Below are 20,658 nucleotides of genomic sequence, written 5' to 3'. Positions count from 1 at the left end.
TGGCCTGCATGCCGATCGCGCCGGTCGGCCTCTATACTTGCCGTTATTGTGTTGGAGTGCCCGTATGACCATCAGCCTCACCCCCGCCGCGCTGGAGCGCGTGCAGCGTTTCGTGCAGCAGACCCCGGGTGCGCTGGGGCTGCGCTTTGGCGTGACCAAGACCGGCTGCTCCGGCTGGGGCCACATCACCGACCTGGCGCGCGAAAAGCGTGACGACGACGCGGTATTCGAGCAGGGCGGGGTCAGCATCTTTGTCGACCCGACCAGCCTGCCGCTGGTGGATGGCACCTGCATCGACTTCGGCAAGCACGGCCTGAGCGAGACCTTCACCTTCAGCAACCCCAATGCCACGGCCGAGTGCGGCTGCGGGGAAAGCTTCACCACCGAAGCCGAGCATCGCTGAGCTAAGAGAGTGAGCCGCGCAGCGTCGGAGTGTTTTTCGTTCTCCCATCGGGAGAAGGTGCCCCAAAGGGGCGGATGAGGGGACGGGCGAAGCTCGCGTGGCTGAACGATACGAGTGGCTTTGCCCCGTACCCTCACCCCAACCCCTCTCCGGCGGGAGAGGGGCTTAAGCAGTCGCCGCACTCGTGAGCGTGGCTGTTGGGATGGCCCGGTTGCGGCTAAGCGCTTGAACTGCCATACTTTCCGGCTTCCTGTCCGTTTGGGCGGGAAACCCTTGCTCCACCGGCCGCCTTGTGCGGGTTCCCGGGGAGCTGTCCGGCCCACGTGGCCACATCCGAAAGGTAAAACAACATGAGTCGTCATTACGAAGTCGTGTTCCTGGTCCATCCGGACCAGAGCGAGCAGGTCCCGGCCATGATCGAGCGCTACAAGTCGCTGATCGAGGGCGGTAACGGCACCATCCACCGCCTGGAAGACTGGGGCCGTCGTCAGCTGGCCTACCCGATCCAGAACCTGGTGAAGGCGCACTACGTGCTGCTCAACATCGAAGTCGACCAGGCCGTGCTGAGCGAGCTGGTGGAAAGCTTCCGCTTCAACGATGCGGTGCTGCGTCACCTGGTGATCAAGCGCGATGGCCCGGATACCGAGCAGTCGCTGATCATGAAGAGCAAGGACGAGAAGGGCGACAAGCCCGAGCGTAGCGAGCGTCGTCGTCGTGACGACGAGGAAGGCGATGCTGCACCTGCCGCCACCGATACCGACGGCGACAACGCCGAAGCCGCTTAAGGAGCGCTGTCATGTCCAAGTTCTTCCGTCGTCGCAAGTTCTGCAAGTTCACCGCCGAGGGCGTCAAAGAGATCGATTACAAGGATCTCAACACCCTGCGTCAGTACCTCACCGAGAACGGCAAGATCGTGCCGAGCCGCGTGACCGGTACCAAGTCCAAGTACCAGCGCCAGCTGGCAACGGCCGTCAAGCGCTCGCGTTTCCTGGCGCTGATCCCGTACACGGACAATCACGACGTCTAAGTAGTACTGCGTGGGAGCCCGCCAGTGGCGCGGCTCCTTTCGCAAGACCCACACGGTTTTTCTGTGTGAGTCGCTCACAAGAGCCCGCACGGTCTGATGTGAGTCCTTCACAAAGGCCCGCACGGTCTGATGTGAGTCCCTCACGAAAAGCCCGCACATCCATGTGCGGGTTATTAAATTCATAGAAGTCTGGTAATTGAAGGTGCGTGGCAGTCGGGGCTCTACGATTCCCGATTCCCCAATCCCGATTCCCGGCTTCTCCTATTCGGACAGCACCCGTTGCGGCGGCCACAGGCCGGCGCTAACGAATAACGGAGCACCACCATGGATCTGATTCTTCTGCAGAAAGTGACCAACCTGGGCAACCTGGGCGACAAGGTCAGCGTCAAGCCGGGCTACGGCCGTAACTTCCTCGTGCCGCAGGGCAAGGCCGTGCCGGCCACCGCTGCGAACGTTGAAGCGTTCGAAACCAAGCGCGCCGAGTACGAAGCCAAGGCCAACACCATCCTGGCCGATGCGCAGAGCCGCGCCACCAAGTTCGAAGGCGCCAGCGTCACCATCGGCGCGCATGCGTCGACGGAAGGCAAGCTGTACGGTTCGGTCGGCCCGCGCGACATCGCCGAGGCGTTCACCGCCGCCGGCCTGCCGCTGGAAAAGAGCGAAGTGATCCTGGGCGAAGGCGCATTCCGCAATGTCGGCGAGTACGACGTTGTGCTGCACCTGCACGCCGATGTGGAAACCACCGTCAAGGTCATCGTCGAATCCGACGCCTGATTGCGATACGTGTCTGCATCAAGAAGGGCGCCTCACGGCGCCCTTTTTTTATGGGCGGAAAAATGGACAGCGCAAGGCGGTGACGGGCGCTAGTTGCATCAACGGTGCGATCAGGCTTGTCTGCTGACGCGTTGAACAGGCCAGGCGCAGGCGGACCTGTCTGATTCGCGGCCAAACCGGCGTGACGCTTGAACCTGCCGCGTTGCATGCTGCATCAATGGAGCGACCCGGCGTATCTGCTGACGCGTTGAACAGACCAGGCGCAGGCGCACCTTTCTGATTCGCGACCAAACCGGTGCGACGCCTGTGCTTGCCGCGTGGCGTGCTGCGTTGCAGGCTCGGCGTTCCTTGCATGATTCGAGGCGCAGTGCATGCGGTCGCATCGATACGCTGTCTCCGGAACGCGGCCGCGCGGCGGTCGGCCATCGGCACGGCTTGGCCGTTCGGTTCTCGATGCGCGCTCGCCGTTCTACCGGTTCGAAACGTTCGAGGTGGGTGACGGACACGGCGGCCGCTGGCGCATGCGCGTCGGCATTCCGCGGACCCGGCCACCGCGGCGCGGATTCCCTGCGTTGTGGATGCTGGACGGTAACCGGGCGCTGGCGCAGTTCGATCACGCATGGCTGCCGGGCCTGGCCGCTGCGCGGACCCCGTGGGTACTGGTGTTCGTTGGGCCCGACAACGACCTGCTGGTGGATCTGCCCAGGCGTGCGCATGACTACACGTTCCAGCCAGCGGACCATCCGTTCCTGGCCGCGCCCACGTCGCCACCCGGGCCGGTGGGCGGCGGCGCCGACGCGCTGCTGGAGGTGTTGACGGGGCAGGCCATGCCCGCGCTGGCGCGGCGCGTGCCGCTGGACCGTGAGCGGCAGGCACTCTGGGGGCATTCGTTGGCCGGGCTGTTCGTGCTGCACGCGCTCTACTCCGGGCGTGGACCGTTCACCGAATACGCGGCCGCGAGCCCGTCGCTGTGGTGGTCGCAGGGAGCGTTGCTGGGCGATCCGGAGCAACGTTTCAGCCGTGAGGGGCCGGCGCGCGCCATGCGCCTGTGGCTGTTTCTCGGCGGTGCCGAACGGGCAGGGCACATCGATCCGCATGCCCGGCAGGATCCACACCGTGCCGCGTTGTTGGAGGCCATTGCCGACGCGCCCGCAGATGCCGCTGCACGCCTGGCCGAGCGCCTGGCAACGGTGCCGCGGTTGGCGGTGCGCTACCAGGAATTTCCCGCATTGCACCATGCGGCAGTGTTCCGCGCCGCACTGCGAGCCACGCTGCAAGAACGCGCGGGCCTGCCGGTGCGTGGCCGCCGGCCGCGCCGGTCCTGAACCGCGCCGGCCGCCATGGCCTGCGCGGCGGCCATGCCCGCCGTGCCTGCCCGGCTATACTCGCCATCAATCGTTCGCTTCGTGTACTGCCGCCGGCGCCTTGCCAGCCAGGGGCGAAGCCCTCGCAAACCCGTCCCGACGGCGCCTGTTGCGCCGTTGACCGAGATCCCTAGCGTCCATGCGTCTTTCCACGATCAAGCTGTCCGGTTTCAAGTCGTTCGTCGACCCGACCACGTTGCACCTGCCCACCAACATGACCGGCATCGTCGGCCCCAATGGCTGCGGCAAGTCCAACATCATCGATGCGGTGCGCTGGGTGATGGGCGAAAGCTCGGCCAGCCGCCTGCGCGGCGACTCGCTGACCGACGTGATCTTCTCCGGCTCCTCGGCGCGCAAGCCGGTGTCGCAGGCGACGGTGGAGCTGATCTTCGATAACTCCGATCACACCATCTCCGGAGAATTCGCCTCGTTCAACGAGATCTCGGTCAAACGCCTGGTCAGCCGCGACGGCACCAGCGCGTACTACCTCAACGGCACCAAGTGCCGGCGCCGCGACATCACCGACCTGTTCCTGGGCACCGGTCTGGGGCCACGCAGCTACTCGATCATCGAGCAGGGCATGATCAGCCAGATCATCGAGGCGCGCCCGGAAGATCTGCGCGTCTACCTGGAAGAAGCCGCCGGCATTTCCAAGTACAAGGAACGCCGCAAGGAAACTGAAACGCGCATCCGCCATACGCGCGAAAACCTCGATCGCCTGGGTGACCTGCGCGAGGAAATCACCAAGCAGCTGGCGCATCTGCAGCGCCAGGCGCGGCAGGCCGAGCAGTACCAAGCCTTGCAGGAAGAGCGCCGCATCAAGGATGCGGAGTGGAAGGCGCTGGAATACCGCGGCCTGGATGGCCAGCTGCAAGGCCTGCGCGAAAAGTTGAATCAGGAAGAAACCCGCCTGCAGCAGCTGATCGCCGAGCAGCGCGATGCCGAAGCGCGCATCGAAACCGGCCGTGTGCGCCGCGAAGAGGCTGCCGAAGCGGTGGCCAAGGCGCAGGCCGATGTCTACCAGGTCGGTGGCGCACTGGCGCGTATCGAGCAGCAGATCCAGCACCAGCGCGAACTCTCGCACCGCCTGCACAAGGCGCGCGACGAAGCGCAGAGCCAGCTGCAGGAGCTCACCCAGCACATCAGCGGCGACTCCGCCAAGCTGGCGGTGTTGCGCGAGGCGGTGGCCGATGCCGAACCGCAGCTGGAGCAATTGCGCGAAGACCACGAATTCCGCCAGGACGCACTGCGCGAGGCCGAAGCCCGCCTGGCCGACTGGCAGCAGCGCTGGGAAACCCATAACCGCGACACCGGCGAAGCCTCGCGCGCCGGCGAAGTGGAGCGCACCCGCGTCGATTATCTGGACCGGCAATCGCTGGAAGCCGACCGTCGCCGCGAGGCGCTGGTCAACGAACGCGCCGGGCTGGATCTGGATGCGTTGGCCGAAGCGTTCGAACAGATCGAACTGCGGCATGAAACGCAAAAGGCCTCGCTGGACGGGCTGACCGAGCAGGTCGAAGCACGCAAGCACGCGCTGGGTGGCTTGCAGGAACAGCAACGCGCCAGCCAGGGCGAACTGGCCGAAGTCCGCAAGCAGGCGCAGGCCGCACGTGGCCGGCTCTCGTCACTGGAAACCTTGCAGCAGGCTGCGCTGGGTCAGGAGCAGGGCGCGGCGGTGGCTTGGCTTAAAGCGCGCGGGCTGGATTCGGCCGCGCGCGTGGGCGAGCGCATCAGCGTGGAAAGCGGCTGGGAAAACGCGGTGGAAGGCGCGTTGGGCCAGTTGATCGAAGGCGTGCTGGTGGAGGCGCCGGAACAACTGGTCGACGCGCTGGGTGAGTTGGGCGACGGGCGCATCGCGCTGGTGTCGTCGGCTACCGACAACGTGCAGTTCGCGCCGACCTCGCTTGCCGCCAAGGTGCAGGGGCCGATTGCGATCCGCCGCTTGCTGGCGCGCCTGCATGCCGCCGAAGACCTGGATGCCGCGCGCAGCCTGCAGCGCAACCTGCCGGACGGCGATTCGGTGATCACCCGCAGCGGCGAGCGGCTGGGCGAGGGCTGGGTGCGCGTGTCGCGCTCCGGCGCGGCCAAGCAGGGCGCGTTGCTGCGCGAGCGCGAGATCCAGGAGCTGCGCTCGCAGATCGACACGCTGCAGGAGCGTGAGGGCGACCTGGAAGAACAACTGGCCAGCTTCCGCGAGCAACTGCTGGCCGCCGAACAACAGCGCGAAGACGCGCAGCGCCAGCTGTACATGGCGCACCGCAGCGTGTCCGAACTGGCCGGCCAGCTGCAGAGCCAGCAGGGCAAGGTGGACGCGGCACGTGGGCGCATCGAGCGGATCGAGGCCGAATTAGGGCAGTTGCTGGAAACCCTGGACACCAGCCGCGAGCAGGCCCGCGAAGCGCGCGCCAAGCTCGAGGACGCGGTGGTGCGCATGGGCGACCTGCAAGGCACCCGCGAAGCGCTGGAAAGCGAACGCCGCCAGCTCACTGATGCACGTGACCAAGCGCGTGATGCCGCGCGCGGCGTACGCGATGCGATGCATGCCTTGGCACTCACGCTGGAATCCCAGCGCACCCAGATCACCTCGCTGAGCCAGACCCTGGAGCGCATGGACAGCCAGCGTGGCCAGCTCGACACGCGCCTGGAAGATCTGGTGGCGCAGTTGAGCGAAGGCGATTCGCCGGTCGAAACGCTTGAACACGAACATCAGGCCGCCTTGAGCGAGCGCGTGCGCACCGAGCGCGTGCTCGGCGAGGCGCGCACCATGCTGGACAGCATCGACGGCGAACTGCGCAGCTTCGAACAGACCCGCCAGCAGCGCGACGAGCAGGCCCTGGCGCAGCGCGAGCGCATCTCCCAGCGCAAGCTCGACCAGCAGGCGCTGGTGCTCAACGCCGAACAACTCGCCGCGGCGGTGGTCAAGGCCGGCTTCGTGCTCGAAGACGTGGTCAACGGCCTGGACGAGGCCGCCAACCCGGCCGAGTGGGAAGCGGCGGTGGGGCAGATCGATGCGCGCATGCGCCGGCTGGAGCCGGTCAACCTGGCCGCGATCCAGGAATACGGCGAAGCCGCGCAGCGTTCCGAATATCTGGACGCGCAGAACGTGGACCTGACGACCGCGCTGGAAACGCTCGAAGAAGCGATCCGCAAGATCGACCGCGAAACCCGTGGCCGCTTCAAGGACACCTTCGACCGCGTCAACTCCGGTGTGCAGGCCTTATATCCGCGCCTGTTCGGCGGCGGCCACGCGTATCTGGAGCTCACCGGCGAGGATCTGCTCGACACCGGCGTGACCATCATGGCGCGCCCGCCGGGCAAGCGCGTGTCGAGCATTTCGCTGCTGTCCGGTGGCGAAAAGGCGATGACCGCGGTGGCGCTGGTGTTTGCGATCTTCCAGCTCAACCCGGCGCCGTTCTGCCTGCTCGACGAGGTGGACGCACCGCTGGACGAGGCCAACGTCGGTCGCCTGGCCAACATGGTCAAGGAGATGAGCGAGAAGGTGCAGTTCCTGTTCGTCAGCCACAACAAGGCGACCATGGAAGCGGCGCGCCAGCTCTCCGGTGTGACCATGCGCGAACCCGGCGTCAGTCGCCTGGTGAGCGTGGACCTGGAAGAGGCCGCACGTTTGGCGGGCGCGGCATGACGTGCCATGCTTGCTGGAATGATTACACCTGTCACTCTTGCGCGGAGGCACGCTGAATGTCCGACATGGCCATGATCCGGATCGGGATCCTGATCGCTGGACTGCTGCTGGTCGCGGCCATCTTCCTGTTTGGCCGCCCGAAGAAATCGCCGCAGGGGCGACGGGTGGACAAGGACGACACCCAGCCGCGCGAACGCCGTGAGCCGGTCATTTCCAGTGGCGTGGACGCGGACGGCATGCCCTTTGAGCGCAGCGACACCGGCGCCGAGCAGAGCGAACTGGAACTCGATGACCAGGACGGCGCTGGCGGCAACGATGTCGGCAAGCGTCCGAATCAGGATTTCGACAAGATCGTGTCGCTGTTCGTGGCGGCCAAGGCCGGCCAGGTGCTGCGTGGCGAAGACGTGGTGGTTGCCGCCGAAAAGACCGGCCTGGTGTTTGGCCACATGAATGTCTTTCACCGCTTGGTGGAAGGGCATCCCGAGCGCGGCCCGATCTTCAGCATGGCCAGCATCCTCAAGCCGGGCAGCTTCGACATGGCCAACATCCGCGAGATGCAGACGCCGGCGATTGCCTTCTTCCTGACCTTGCCGGCACCGATGACCGCGCTCGATGCCTGGGAAAAGATGTTGCCCACCGTGCAACGCATGGCCGAACTGCTCGACGGCGTGGTGCTGGACGACAGCCGCAACGCCTTGGGTCGCCAGCGCGTTGCGCATATCCGCGACGAACTGCGTGCTTACGACCGCCAGCATCAGGCCCCGCCGCTGACCAAGTCGCCGCGCTGGTGATTCCCCTCTCCCGCAGGACAGGGAATCAAAGCCCCTCTCCTGCGGGAGAGGGTTGGGGTGAGGGTACGGGGCGAAGCCCTGGCGCGGCTGGGCGGCACGAGGCTTCGCTCGCACACTCATCCGCCCCTTCGGGGCACCTTCTCCCGAGGGGAGAAGGGATTGCCACTCAGTGCTTAGTGCTCAACGCTTCGCTTTAGCAAACGCCTCGCGGAAGCGCAGCATTTCGGCCTCGCTGCCTACGGTGACACGCACCCGCTTGGGCCAGATCGGCCAGCTGCGGCCGACGATGACGCCCTGCTTCTGCATCGAGTCGGCGAACACCTTGCCGTCGCGCTTGACGTCGACCATGAAGCAATTGGCCTGCGATGGCAGGCAGGTGTAGCCCTTGGATTTCAGCCAGGCGATGGTGTCGTCGCGGACACGGGCGTTGTCGGCGCGGCGGCTGGGCACCAGCATCGGATCGCGCAGGCTGGCGATGCCTGCGGCCATCGCCGGGACGGGCAGCGGGTTGCCACCCAGGCTGGCCAGCTTGGTCAGCAGACCCGGGGGGGCGAGTGCGGCACCCAGCCGCATGCCGGCCATGCCGTAGAGCTTGGAGAACGTGCGCAACACGATCAGGTCCTGCCGCTGGCGCACCAGATCGGCCACCGACGGCTCGGTGCTGTAGTGGATGTAGGCTTCGTCCACCACCAGCACGGCGCTGGCGGGTTTGTTGGCGAGCAGCCATTCGATCTCCGCGCGCGGGGTGATCGAGCCGGTCGGGTTGTTGGGGTTGCATAGATAGATCAGCCCGGCGCTCGGGTCGGCCTTGGCCATGGCCTTGACGTCATGCGCGCCGTCGGCACGCAGCGGCACCTTGCGGACCGGCACGCCTTGCGCGGCGGCCAGGTCGGCCAGTGCTTCGAAGGTCGGGTCGGCCATGACCAGGCCGGCGCGCGGTGACGTGAACAAGGTGCCGGCGCGGTTGAGCGGGTCGCTGGAGCCGGGAAAGAACGCAAGGTGGTCGTGCGGCAGCTGCAGTTCGCCGGCCATCAGGTTGCGTAGGTCTTGTTCCATTTCGAACAGATAGCGGCCCGAGCGCGCCAGCGAGCGGCTCGCCGCATCCAGTGCAGCCGGCGACAGCCCGGTGGGATGCTCGTTGAAGTTGAGGTACACCGTGCCGGCCGCAAGCGCCACGCTCGGCGCCGCGGGTGCGGCAGCGCGCTTGCGGGCCGCCTCTGCCGCAGGCGTCAGCCCCAGGGCGGACACCGCCAGGCCGGACGTGGCAAGGCTGAGGAAGGAACGGCGCGAGACGGGCAACGACACGGGTGAGCTCCGGAGGGGTTGGGCGAAGAGGGCGCAACGCTAGCGGTTTTGCGACCGTCTGCCTATCGGGAATCACGCTGCCGCGGCCGCTTCCGACAAACGGTGCTCCGCAGCGCTCTGCCTGCACCACGTCCGGCACCGGCGGCGGCCGTTAGAATGGGCGGCCCAGCATCCTTTCTGCGATCGCATGACTGCCAGCCCGGATCCCGCACAGCGCATCGATGCCCTGCGTCAGCGCATCGAAGACGCCAACTACCGCTACCATGTGCTCGACGAGCCGCAGATCGCCGATGTCGAGTACGACCGGCTGCTGCGCGAGCTGGAGACACTGGAAGCGGCGCATCCGGAGCTGGCCACTGCCGATTCGCCGACCCAGCGCGTGGGCTACCTGGCCGCGTCGCGGTTTGCCGAAGTCCGGCATGCGCTGCCGATGTTGTCGCTGGGCAATGCCTTCAGCGACGAGGAGGTGGCCGAGTTCGTGCGCCGCATCAGCGAACGGTTGGAGCGCAAGCAGCCCGTCTTTTGCGCCGAACCCAAGCTCGACGGCCTGGCGATCAGCCTGCGCTACGAACAGGGCGAATTCGTGCAGGGCGCCACCCGCGGCGATGGCGCCACTGGCGAGGATGTGAGCGCCAATCTGCGCACCGTCAAGGCCATTCCGCTGCGCCTGCGTGGCACGGGCTGGCCCGAAGTGCTGGAGGTGCGTGGCGAGGTCTACATGCCGCGTGCCGCGTTCGAGGCCTACAACGCGCAGATGCGCCTGCAGGGCGGCAAGGTGCTGGCCAATCCGCGCAATGGTGCGGCCGGTTCGTTGCGCCAGCTCGATGCACGCATCACCGCGCAACGGCCGTTGAGTTTTTTTGCCTACGGCGTGGGCGAGGTCGCGGAAGGTGCGTTGCCGCCGACTCACTCGGCGATGCTGGCGCAGCTGCGCGAGTGGGGCTTCCCGGTCAGCCAGTTGGTGGAGGTGGTGCAGGGCAGCGAGGGTTTGCTGACCTACTACCGGCGCATCGGTGAAGCACGCGACGGCCTGCCATTCGATATCGATGGCGTGGTGTACAAGCTGGACGATCTGGCTGGCCAGCGCGAGATGGGCTTTGTCTCGCGCGCACCGCGCTGGGCGCTGGCGCACAAGTTCCCGGCCCAGGAGCAATCCACCACGGTGGAGGCGATCGAAATCCAGATCGGCCGCACCGGTGCGGCAACACCGGTGGCGCGCTTGAAGCCGGTGCACGTGGCCGGCGTGGTGGTGACCAACGCGACCTTGCACAACGCCGACCAGATCGCGCGCCTGGATGTGCGCGTGGGTGACACGGTGATCGTGCGACGCGCTGGTGATGTGATTCCGGAGGTGGCCGGTGTGGTCGCCGAGCAGCGCCCTGCCGGCACCCAGGCCTGGCAGATGCCGACTCAATGCCCGGTATGCGGCTCGGAGATCGTGCGCGAAGAAGGCCAGGCGGTGTGGCGCTGTTCGGGCGAGCTCACGTGCCCGGCGCAGCGCAAGGAAGCCTTCCGCCATTTCGTGTCGCGCCGCGCGATGGACGTGGACGGGCTGGGCGAAAAATTCATTGAAGTATTGGTCGATAGCGGCGTGGTGCAGGGTGTGGCCGACCTGTATCTGCTCAATGTCGACCAGCTGCTGCAGCTGCGTTTGATCAGCACCGCCGACAGCCCGCATGCGTTCTTGCGTGAAGCACGCGAGCACCTGGCTGCCGGTGCGTATGCGCAGGTCGAGCAAACCATGGTCGGCATCGGTGTGGATCTTGCCGGCGTGCAGCCGGCGCCGCAGACCTGGCAGGCCGATCTGTTGCGCGCGGGCTTGCCGGCGTTCGACTGGAACCGCAAGAAAATCGCCACCAAGTGGGCCGAAAACCTGATCGAGGCGATCGAGACCTCGCGCGACACCACGCTGGAGCGCTTCCTGTTTGCGCTGGGCATCGAGCATGTGGGCGAGAGCACCGCCAAGGCGTTGTCGGCGTGGTTTGGCGAGCTGGAGGTGATCCGCCATCTGCCCTGGCCGCTGTTCAAGCGCGTGCCGGACATCGGCGGTGAAGTGGCGCGCTCGCTCGGGCATTTCTTCGTTCAGGCCGGCAACCAGCAGGCGATCGATGACCTGCTGCAGCGTGGCGTGCGCATCGGCGATGCGCATCCGCCGTCGCCCAAGCTGCGCGGCGCGCTGAGTTTTGCGGTGCTGGTCGAAGACCTGGATATTCCCAAGGTCACCCCGGTGCGTGCGCAGCAACTGGCCGCCGCGACGTCCTCGTTCGATGCGTTGATCGCCTCCGAGGCCGACCCGTTGCTGCAAGCCGGTGTGCCGGCGCCGGTGATCGCCTCGCTGCAGCAGTGGTTGGCGCGTCCGGAAAACGCGGCACTGGCAACGACCGCGCAACGCGCCATGGACGCGTTGCTGGCGCAATTGCCGCAGGCCGATGCGGTGCAGGCCGGGCCGCTGGACGGCCAGACCGTGGTCATCACCGGCACGCTGGCCGCATTGACGCGCGATGCCGCCAAGCAGCGCCTGGAATCGCTGGGCGCCAAGGTGGCCGGTAGCGTCTCCAAGAAAACCGCATTCCTGGTGGCGGGCGAAGAAGCCGGCTCCAAGCTGGACAAGGCGCAGAGCCTGGGCGTGGAGATATGGGACGAAGCGCGGCTGCTGGCGTTCCTGAGTGAGCACGGTCAAGCGGTATGAGCACGCTGCCCGGCGAACGACCGGTGGACCTGGAGGCGTTGCGCCTGCGCGCGCGCCTGAATGCCCTGATTCGCGGGTTTTTCGCCGAGCGCGCCGTGCAGGAAGTGGAAACCCCGGTGCTCTCGGCGGCAGGCAATACCGAGCCGAACATCGAGAGTTTCAGCACCCGCTTCAGTGGCCATGTCGATGCGGGTGCGCCCACGCGCTGGCTTCGGACCTCGCCTGAGTATCCACTCAAGCGGTTGCTCGCCGCCGGCGTCGGCGATTGCTATGAGCTGGGGCGCGTGTTTCGCAACGGCGAAGCCGGTGGCCGCCACAATCCCGAGTTCAGCATGCTCGAGTGGTACCGGGTGGGCTGGGATCATCGCGCGCTGGCGAATGAAACCATCGTGTTGATCGAACAGGCTTTGGCGCTGGTCGGGCGCAGCGCGTCGGTCAACGTGCTCACCTATCGCGAACTGTTCCTGCAACACCTGGGAATCGACCCCTTGCTGGCGCCACTGGACGCATTGCGCGCGCCGCTGGCCGATGTGGCGATCGCTGCCGACGGGCTGACCCGCGACGATTGGCTGGATCTGCTGATGACCCACCACATCCAGCCAGGCTTTGCGCACGACACGCTGACCGTGGTGCACGACTGGCCGGCCAGCCAATGCGCGCTGGCACGCATTCGCAACGACACCCCGCCGGTGGCCGAACGCTTCGAGCTGTACCTGGGCGCGTATGAAGTGGCCAACGGTTATCACGAATTGAACGACGCGCACGAACAACGCATGCGCTTCGAACGCGACAACCAGCGGCGTGCGGCGCGTGGCCTGCCACCGTTGCCGTTGGATGAGCGCCTGCTGCAGGCATTGCCGCAGCTGCCCAATTGTGCGGGCGTGGCGGTCGGCGTGGACCGCCTGTTGATGGCTATGCGCGGCACCACGCAGATTGCCGATGTGCTGGCATTTGCGTTCGCACACGCCTGAGCCGCCACCGCACTGTCATCGGCGTCGTATTGCTTTCTTCACATCGATGGTGCTCTCATCGTCACGTCCACGGGGGCGCGGCGTTGGTCGTTTCGGGTGAGGATTTTCAGCATGAAGTGGCTGATCGGCTTATGCGGTTTGTGGGGCTTGCCGCTGCTGATGCTGGCCGATGTGCAGGCGGCGGAGCGTGGCTCCGGCGTGGTGCGTTGCGAATCCAAGGACATGGCGCGCGTGCATTGCGACATGGACACCGAACACGGCGTGCAACTGGTGCGCCAACTGTCCGAAACCAGCTGCATCCGCGGCAGCGAGTGGGATATCGAACGCGATGGCGTGTGGGTGGAGCAGGGCTGCCGTGCGGAATTCGCCTCGGCCCGCGTGCTGACCGCTCCACAGATGCGCCGTGTGGTGCGCTGCGATTCCAATGGCAGCAAGGTGGCGTGTCCGGTGATCCTGCGCGGCGCGCCGGTGCGCCTGTTGCGGCAACGCTCGGTGTGGCCGTGCAAGGAAGGCCGCAGCTGGGGCACCCGCCGCAATGAAATCTGGGTCTCGCGTGGGTGTGATGGCGAATTCGAAGTGGGCGCCGAGGATGGCTCCGGCTTCGTCGACATGCCGCGTACCCTCACCTGCGAATCCAAGAGCCGCTCGCGCCGCATGTGCGGGGTGTCGGTGGAGCGCAGTGTGCGCCTGCGCAAGCAGATCTCCGGCTCGCCGTGCGTGGAAGGCCAGACCTGGGGCTGGAGCCGCGATGGCGTGTGGGTCAACGACGGCTGCCGGGCCGAGTTCATCGTCGACTGACGGGCCCGTCCACTGACTGCCCGGCGCACGCGCCTTACAATGGCGGCATGAACGACAGCGCCCATATCGATTACGCCCGCTACGACCACATCCGTCCGCTGCTGTGGACCGGTGATGCCCTGGAATTGCTCGACCAGCGCAAGCTGCCCTTCGTGGTGGAGCACGTGCGTTGCGACAGCAGCGATGCGGTGGCCGAGGCCATCCATTCGCTGGCCGTGCGCGGCGCGCCTGCGATCGGCATTGCGGCCGGCTGGGGCGTGGTGCTGGCGGCGCGCGAGATCGCCGCCGACAGCGGCAGCGAGGCACTGCAGAAGCTGGAACCGGCGCTGTTGCGGCTCAATGCCGCGCGCCCGACCGCGGTCAACCTGGCCTGGGCGCTGATGCGCATGCGGCGCGTGCTCGCCGCCGCAGGGCCGGACTGGCGCGATGTGCTGGCCCGCGAGGCGCAGGCCATCGCCGACGAGGACCTGGCCGCCAACCGCCATATGGGCGCGCTCGGCGCCGGCCTGATCGCTCCTGGCAGCGGTGTGCTGACCCACTGCAACACCGGCTCGCTGGCCACCGCCGGCTTCGGCACCGCGCTGGGCGTGATCCGTGCCGGCATGGCGCAGCAGCGCATCAGCAAGGTCTTTGCCGGCGAGACCCGGCCCTGGCTGCAGGGCGCGCGGCTGACGGTGTGGGAGCTGCAGCAGGATGGCATCGATGCCACCCTGATCGCCGATTCGGCCGCCTCGCACCTGATGAAATCGGGCCTGGTGCAGTGGGTGATCGTCGGCGCCGACCGCATCTGCGCAAATGGCGACACTGCCAACAAGATCGGCACCTACCAGCTAGCGATCGCCGCCCGCCACCACGGCGTCAAGTTCATGGTGGTGGCGCCGTCGTCCACGGTGGACATGGCCACCGCCGATGGCGACCAGATCGAGATCGAACAGCGCGATCCGGGCGAATTGTTCGGCGTGGGCGGCGTACGCACCGTGGCCGACGGCATCCATGCCTGGAATCCGGTGTTCGACGTCACCCCGGGCCATCTGATCGATGCCATCGTCACCGAACGTGGCGTCATCGCGCAGCCGGACCTGGCGCGCATGCAGGCTGCCTTCGGCAACTGAGCCTGTACACGGGCGCGGGGCCGGCAAGTGCACCGCAAAGTCCTGCAAGTGCTTGTTTCTGGCTGGTAAACCGGCGGCATTGGGTTGCCCCTTCATGCTACAATCCGGCGCTTGAATCGATCGGCGGGAGCGTGGGGTCGGCAGCCTGTCTCTGAGGCGCCCCCGACGCGGCTTTCCGGCTCGCCCGCCACCTCACTTACGGAACCCGAATGGCAGAAACCGCCAAGGAAATCATCCAGGTCAACCTGGAAGACGAGATGCGCAAGAGCTACCTCGATTACGCGATGAGCGTGATCGTGGGGCGCGCACTCCCCGATGCGCGCGACGGCCTCAAACCCGTGCATCGCCGTGTGCTGTTCGCGATGAACGAGTTGGGCGCGCACAGCAACAAGGCCTACTTCAAGTCGGCGCGTATCGTCGGCGACGTCATCGGTAAGTACCACCCGCACGGCGACCAGTCGGTGTACGACACGCTGGTGCGCATGGCGCAGCCGTTCTCGCTGCGCTACCTGATGGTGGACGGCCAGGGTAACTTCGGTTCGGTCGACGGCGACTCCGCCGCGGCGATGCGTTACACCGAGTCGCGCATGTCGCGGCTGGCGCATGAGCTGATGGCCGACATCGAAAAGGAAACCGTCGATTTCCAGCCCAACTACGATGAAAAGGAACTCGAGCCGACGGTCATGCCGACACGGTTCCCGAGCCTGCTCGTCAACGGGTCGGCTGGTATCGCGGTGGGTATGGCCACCAATATCCCGCCGCACAATCTGACCGAAGCGATCAACGCGTGCATCGCGCTGATCGACACGCCGGAGCTGGATATCGAAGGGCTGATGGAGTACATCCCGGGCCCGGATTTCCCCACTGCCGGCATCATCAACGGCACCGCCGGCATTGCCGCCGGCTACCGCACCGGCCGTGGCCGGGTGCGCATCCGTGCCAAGGCCGACGTGGAAGTGGCCGACAACGGCCGCGAAGCGATCGTGGTCACCGAGATTCCGTACCAGGTCAACAAGGCACGGCTGATCGAAAAGATCGCCGAGCTGGTGAAGGAAAAGAAGCTCGAAGGCATCAGCGAGCTGCGCGATGAGTCCGACAAGGACGGCATGCGCATCTACATCGAAATCAAGCGCGGCGAGTCGGCCGAGGTTGTGCTCAACAACCTGTACCAACAGACCCAGATGGAGTCGGTGTTCGGCATCAACATGGTGGCGCTGGTCGATGGCCGCCCGCAGTTGATGAACCTCAAGCAGATGCTGGAGGCGTTCATCCGCCACCGGCGCGAGGTGGTCACCCGCCGCACCATTTTTGAACTGCGCAAGGCACGCGCACGTGCGCATGTGCTGGAAGGTCTGACCGTTGCGTTGGCCAACATCGACGAGATGATTGAGCTGATCAAGACCTCGGCCAATCCGCAAGAAGCGCGCGAGCGCATGCTGGCCAAGACCTGGGAACCGGGCCTGGTGGGCGCGCTGCTCGGCGCTGCCGGTGCCGAGGCGTCCAAGCCGGAAGATCTGGCGCCGGGCGTGGGCCTGTCCAACGGCTTCTATCAACTCAGCGAAGTGCAGGCCTCGCAGATTCTGGAAATGCGTCTGCATCGCCTGACCGGGTTGGAGCAGGAAAAGCTCACCGACGAATACAAGCAGTTGCTCGAAGTCATCCAGGGTCTGATCCGCATCCTGGAGAACCCCGACGTGCTGTTGCAGGTGATCCGTGACGAGCTGATCAACATCCGCGAAGAGTATGGCGATGCGCGCCGCACCGAAATCCGTCACAGCGAAGAAGACCTGGACATCCTGGATCTGATCGCGCCGGAAGACGTGGTGGTGACGCTGTCGCACGCGGGCTATGCCAAGCGCCAGCCGGTGAGCGCGTATCGCGCGCAGCGCCGCGGTGGCCGTGGCCGTTCGGCGGCGTCGACCAAGGAAGAAGATTTCATCGATCAGCTGTGGCTGGTCAACACGCACGACACGCTGTTGACCTTCACCAGCAGCGGCAAGGTGTTCTGGCTGCCGGTGCATCAGTTGCCGGAGGCCGGCTCCAATGCACGCGGTCGCCCGATCATCAACTGGATTCCGCTGGAATCGGGCGAGCGCGTGCAGGCGGTGCTGCCGGTGCGCGAATACGCCGACAACCGCTACGTGTTCTTCGCCACCCGCAACGGCACGGTCAAAAAGACCCCGCTGAGCGAATTTGCGTTCCGTCTGGCGCGCGGCAAGATCGCCATCAATCTCGATGAAGGCGATGCGCTGGTGGGTGTGGCGCTGACCGATGGCGACCGCGACGTGCTGCTGTTTGCCTCCAACGGCAAGACCGTGCGCTTTGGCGAGTCGACCGTGCGTTCGATGGGCCGTACCGCCACCGGCGTGCGCGGTATCCGTCTGACCAAGGGCGAGGAGGTGGTCAGCCTGATCGTTTCCGAGCGTGCCGGCGGAGTGGAAGACGAGGTCGAGGACGAGAGTGCCGAGGAGGTCGTGGAGGCCACCGACGGCGCCGAGCCGGCAGTGATCGATGTCGCCGACAACGGTGATGTGGCCTACATCCTGACTGCCACCGAGAACGGGTATGGCAAGCGCACGCCGTTGGCCGAATACCCGCGCAAGGGACGCGGCACGCAAGGCGTGATCGGTATTCAGACCACCGAGCGCAACGGCAAGTTGGTGCGTGCGGTGCTGCTGGGTTCCACCGATGAAGTGTTGCTGATTTCCGATGGTGGCACCTTGGTGCGCACCCGTGGTTCGGAGATTTCGCGCGTGGGCCGCAACACCCAGGGCGTGACGTTGATCCGGCTGTCCAAGGGCGAAAAACTGCAGGCCGTCGAACGCCTGGATGCCTCGCTGGAAGAGCCCGAGGATGTGGTGGACGAGGCGGTTGCAATCACCAGCGATGCGCCGCCTGCCGAGGGCTGATCGCGCGGTGCGATGTGCACAGTCATGAAAAACGCCGGCGCATTGCCGGCGTTTTTTTTGCGGTATTTGGCTGTAACGCATTGTTGACAGAACATGTCAGCAAAGAACGCAGGTCTTTCACAAAAACGGGTCGAAGGTAGTTCGCGGTGCGGCAACGTTGCGTTGGCCGCAGATGCAAAGAGGAACTACTGATGTCGACATTGCTTCGTCCCTCCCGTCGCGGCCATTGGGCCCTGGCGATTTTGGGAGGCGTGATTGTGCTGCTGGGGCTGGTGCTGCTGGCAGGTGGTGCATGGCTCGCCGCGCTGGGCGGATCCTGGTATTACGCACCGGCAGGCCTGGCGATGCTGATCGCTGGCGTGTTGCTGTTCCGCGGCCGCAATGCCGGCGCGTGGTGGTTTGCCGCCGTCGTGGTCGCCACGCTGCTGTGGACGTGGTGGGAATCGGGCAGTGATTACTGGCGCTGGGTGCCGCGGCTTGGATTGATCGTGGGCCTGGCGTTTGTGCTGGCGCTGCTGTTGCCCAAGCTCGAGCGCCCGGTGTCGCGCGCCGTCTCGCGCAGCGTGGCTGGCGGACTGGCAGTGGTGTTTGTGGTGGCCTTTGCGTTGGCCTTCGTGCCGTTCGGAATCACCGAGGCCGAGGGTGCATTGACGCAGGTGGCAGGCATCGCCGCAGGTGTGGTCAATCGCCCCGCCGATGGCGCACAGCCCGCTAATGCGCCTGCCGATGACGACTGGGCCGCATATGGACGCAGCCAGGCTGGGCAGCGCTATTCGCCGTTGACGCAGATCAATCGCGACAATGTCAGCCAGCTGCAGCAGGCGTGGGTGTTCCATACCGGCGATGTGCCGACCAAGCGCTGGGGCGCCGAAACCACACCGTTGAAGGTCGGCGACAGCCTGTATCTGTGTAGCGCGCGCAATCAGGTGATCGCGCTGGACGCCTCCACCGGCAAGCAGCGCTGGCGCTACGACCCCAAGGTCAAGGACGAGGCCATTCCATACACCGCGGCCTGCCGCGGGGTGTCGTATTACGAAGTGCCGACAGCAGCGCCGGCCGCGAATGACGCAGTTGCGTCGCAGGCGGCGACGGCGCCTGCGTTGTGCCGTACGCGCGTGATCGAAGGCACGCTGGATGGGCGTCTGATTGCATTGGATGCGCGCACCGGGACGCCATGCGCGGACTTCGGCACGAACGGCCAGGTCGACATCACCGTCGGCATGGGCGAGACGCCACCGGGCTACATCTCGATCAACTCGCCGCCGGCCATCGTGCGCGGCGTGGTGGTCACCGGGCATCAGGTCCTTGACGGGCAAAAGCGTTACGAGCCCTCGGGCGTGATCCAGGGCTTTGACGCGGTCACCGGCCAGTTGCGCTGGGCCTGGGACATGACCCATCCCGAATGGAATGGTGCACCGCCGCCGGGCCAGACCTGGACGCGCGGCACGCCCAACATGTGGACCACCGCAGCGGCCGACGAGCAGCTGGGTTACGTGTATCTGCCGATGGGCAATTCCACCGCTGACTACTGGAGCAGCTCGCGCACGCCGCCGGAAAACCGCTATGCCACCTCGCTGGTAGCGCTGGACGTGACCACCGGCAAGCCGGTGTGGAATTTCCAGACCACGCATATCGACGCATGGGATTACGACCTCGGCTCGCAGCCGAGCCTGATCGATTTCCCCAAGGATGGCGTCAACGTGCCGGCCGTGTTGCTGCCGAGCAAGCAGGGCGAGTTGTACGTGCTGGACCGCCGCACCGGCGAGCCGCTGGTTGGCGTGGAAGAGCGCGCCGTGCCCGGCGGTGGTGTGGAGCCGCAGATGCGCTCCAAGACCCAGCCGTTCTCGCTGTACCACACGCTGCGCAAGCCGGATCTGACCGAGCGCGACATGTGGGGCATGACCCCGATCGATCAGCTGGTGTGCCGTATCCAGTTCCGCAAGGCGAGCTACAAGGGCATCTACACGCCGCCCGAAGCGGACCGGCATTCCATCGAATACCCCGGCTATAACGGCGGCTCGGACTGGGGCAGCGTGGCGGTGGATCCGCACCGTGGCGTGATCGTGGCCAACTACAACGACATGCCCAACTACAACATCCTCGTGCCGCGCGCCAAGGCGGACAAACTGGGCTGGGCTCCGCGCGATCAGGTGCGTGGCGATGCCGGTGGTGCCGAAGGTGCCGGCGACCCGCAGGCCGGCACGCCCTACGCGGTGAACGTCAACGCCGGCTGGCGTTTGCCGTTCACCAAGCTGCTGTGCAAACAGCCACCCTATGGCGGCATTCGTGCCATCGATCTGAAGAGCGGCAAGACGCTGTGGGACCGTCCCTTCGGCAGTGCGCGCGGCAACGGGCCGTTCGGGATTCGCTCGGGCCTGCCGATCGAAATCGGCACGCCGAACAACGGTGGCTCGGTGGTCACTGCGGGTGGTCTGATCTTCATTGCCGCCGCAACCGATGACCTGATCCGTGCGATCGACCTGGCCACCGGCAAGGAGCTGTGGCACGCCAAGCTGCCGGCCGGTGGCCAGGCCAATCCGATGGTCTACGCCTACGGTGGCCGCGAGTATCTGGTGATCATGGCGGCCGGCCACCACTTCATGGAAACCCCGGCAGGCGACGCTCTGGTGGCCTACGCGTTGCCGCAGCGGTAAGCGGCAACGCGGTTCGATGGATCTGTGAATCAGAAACGCGCCGCTTGCGGCGCGTTTCTTTAGCACGCAGTCCTCGCAACCCGTCCAGACGCGCAGCTCAGGCAATCAGCCCGAGCGCTCGATTCAAGGCGCGATACGAATGACCTGCGCGACTGCTTTGTAAGAAAGCAAACGTCCCGCATTCCGCGCGCACGCGCCTCAGGCACTCAACCCAGGCA

14 protein-coding genes are annotated in these 20,658 nt (G+C 66.0%); 13 read left to right on the top strand and 1 reads right to left on the bottom strand.

Annotated features, from left to right (window positions below):
* The first annotated feature begins 64 nt into the window (after nucleotides 1-64).
* From QRM60_RS01430 to zipA, 7 genes are all read left to right on the top strand, one after another.
* Nucleotides 65-403, top strand: a complete 339-nt coding sequence (locus QRM60_RS01430; RefSeq protein ID WP_014507399.1) for an iron-sulfur cluster assembly accessory protein — start codon at nucleotides 65-67, stop codon at nucleotides 401-403.
* A gap of 350 nt (nucleotides 404-753) precedes the next feature.
* A complete protein-coding gene (gene rpsF / locus QRM60_RS01425) occupies nucleotides 754-1,188 on the top strand; it encodes a 30S ribosomal protein S6 (protein ID WP_011036747.1) in 435 nt (144 codons plus the stop codon).
* Between the two features lie 11 nt (nucleotides 1,189-1,199).
* Nucleotides 1,200-1,430: a 30S ribosomal protein S18 gene (gene rpsR / locus QRM60_RS01420; RefSeq protein WP_005991243.1), complete on the top strand. Its 231-nt coding sequence runs from the start codon at nucleotides 1,200-1,202 to the stop codon at nucleotides 1,428-1,430.
* 324 nt (nucleotides 1,431-1,754) lie between these two features.
* Nucleotides 1,755-2,204, top strand: a complete 450-nt coding sequence (gene rplI / locus QRM60_RS01415; RefSeq protein ID WP_005991240.1) for a 50S ribosomal protein L9 — start codon at nucleotides 1,755-1,757, stop codon at nucleotides 2,202-2,204.
* A gap of 371 nt (nucleotides 2,205-2,575) precedes the next feature.
* Nucleotides 2,576-3,529, top strand: a complete 954-nt coding sequence (locus tag QRM60_RS01410) for an alpha/beta hydrolase-fold protein (RefSeq protein WP_285445430.1) — start codon at nucleotides 2,576-2,578, stop codon at nucleotides 3,527-3,529.
* A 178-nt stretch (nucleotides 3,530-3,707) separates the two neighbouring features.
* Nucleotides 3,708-7,211 carry a chromosome segregation protein SMC gene (gene smc / locus QRM60_RS01405; RefSeq protein WP_274348670.1) on the top strand — a complete coding sequence of 1,168 codons (3,504 nt, stop codon included), beginning with the start codon at nucleotides 3,708-3,710 and terminating at the stop codon, nucleotides 7,209-7,211.
* A gap of 56 nt (nucleotides 7,212-7,267) precedes the next feature.
* Entirely contained in the window at nucleotides 7,268-8,002 is a 735-nt protein-coding gene (gene zipA / locus QRM60_RS01400) for a cell division protein ZipA (RefSeq protein ID WP_011036750.1), read from the top strand.
* A gap of 180 nt (nucleotides 8,003-8,182) precedes the next feature.
* Here the strand turns inward: zipA and QRM60_RS01395 are convergent, their stop codons facing one another.
* Nucleotides 8,183-9,307: a pyridoxal phosphate-dependent aminotransferase gene (locus QRM60_RS01395; RefSeq protein ID WP_014507402.1), complete on the bottom strand. Its 1,125-nt coding sequence runs from the start codon at nucleotides 9,305-9,307 to the stop codon at nucleotides 8,183-8,185.
* A 187-nt stretch (nucleotides 9,308-9,494) separates the two neighbouring features.
* Here QRM60_RS01395 and ligA point away from each other — a divergent pair, with 187 nt between their 5' ends.
* The 6 genes from ligA to QRM60_RS01365 all read left to right on the top strand — a co-directional run bounded on the left by ligA (nucleotide 9,495) and on the right by QRM60_RS01365 (nucleotide 20,440).
* The gene (gene ligA / locus QRM60_RS01390; RefSeq protein ID WP_285445429.1) at nucleotides 9,495-11,996 is read left to right on the top strand and encodes an NAD-dependent DNA ligase LigA; all 2,502 of its coding nucleotides are present in this window, start codon (nucleotides 9,495-9,497) and stop codon (nucleotides 11,994-11,996) included.
* Nucleotides 11,993-12,967 (top strand): EF-P lysine aminoacylase EpmA, encoded by a 975-nt coding sequence (gene epmA / locus QRM60_RS01385; protein ID WP_285445428.1) that lies wholly within the window; start codon nucleotides 11,993-11,995, stop codon nucleotides 12,965-12,967. Before ligA ends, epmA begins: the two co-directional genes overlap by 4 nt.
* A 111-nt stretch (nucleotides 12,968-13,078) precedes the next feature.
* Nucleotides 13,079-13,765 (top strand): DUF3011 domain-containing protein, encoded by a 687-nt coding sequence (locus tag QRM60_RS01380; protein ID WP_012438660.1) that lies wholly within the window; start codon nucleotides 13,079-13,081, stop codon nucleotides 13,763-13,765.
* Between the two features lie 47 nt (nucleotides 13,766-13,812).
* The gene (mtnA, locus tag QRM60_RS01375; protein ID WP_285445427.1) at nucleotides 13,813-14,877 is read left to right on the top strand and encodes an S-methyl-5-thioribose-1-phosphate isomerase; all 1,065 of its coding nucleotides are present in this window, start codon (nucleotides 13,813-13,815) and stop codon (nucleotides 14,875-14,877) included.
* Nucleotides 14,878-15,086: 209 nt separating this feature from the next.
* Entirely contained in the window at nucleotides 15,087-17,786 is a 2,700-nt protein-coding gene (gyrA, locus tag QRM60_RS01370) for a DNA gyrase subunit A (RefSeq protein ID WP_115555782.1), read from the top strand.
* Nucleotides 17,787-17,977: 191 nt separating this feature from the next.
* A complete protein-coding gene (locus QRM60_RS01365) occupies nucleotides 17,978-20,440 on the top strand; it encodes a glucose/quinate/shikimate family membrane-bound PQQ-dependent dehydrogenase (protein ID WP_115572822.1) in 2,463 nt (820 codons plus the stop codon).
* The last annotated feature ends 218 nt before the right edge of the window (nucleotides 20,441-20,658 follow it).

The sequence above is a fragment of the Xanthomonas sp. fls2-241-TYG-148 genome (assembly GCF_030208815.1).
Classification (GTDB): domain Bacteria; phylum Pseudomonadota; class Gammaproteobacteria; order Xanthomonadales; family Xanthomonadaceae; genus Xanthomonas; species Xanthomonas campestris.
Note: the sequence above shows the minus strand (reverse complement) of the source record. Positions and strands in the feature narration are given on the sequence as shown.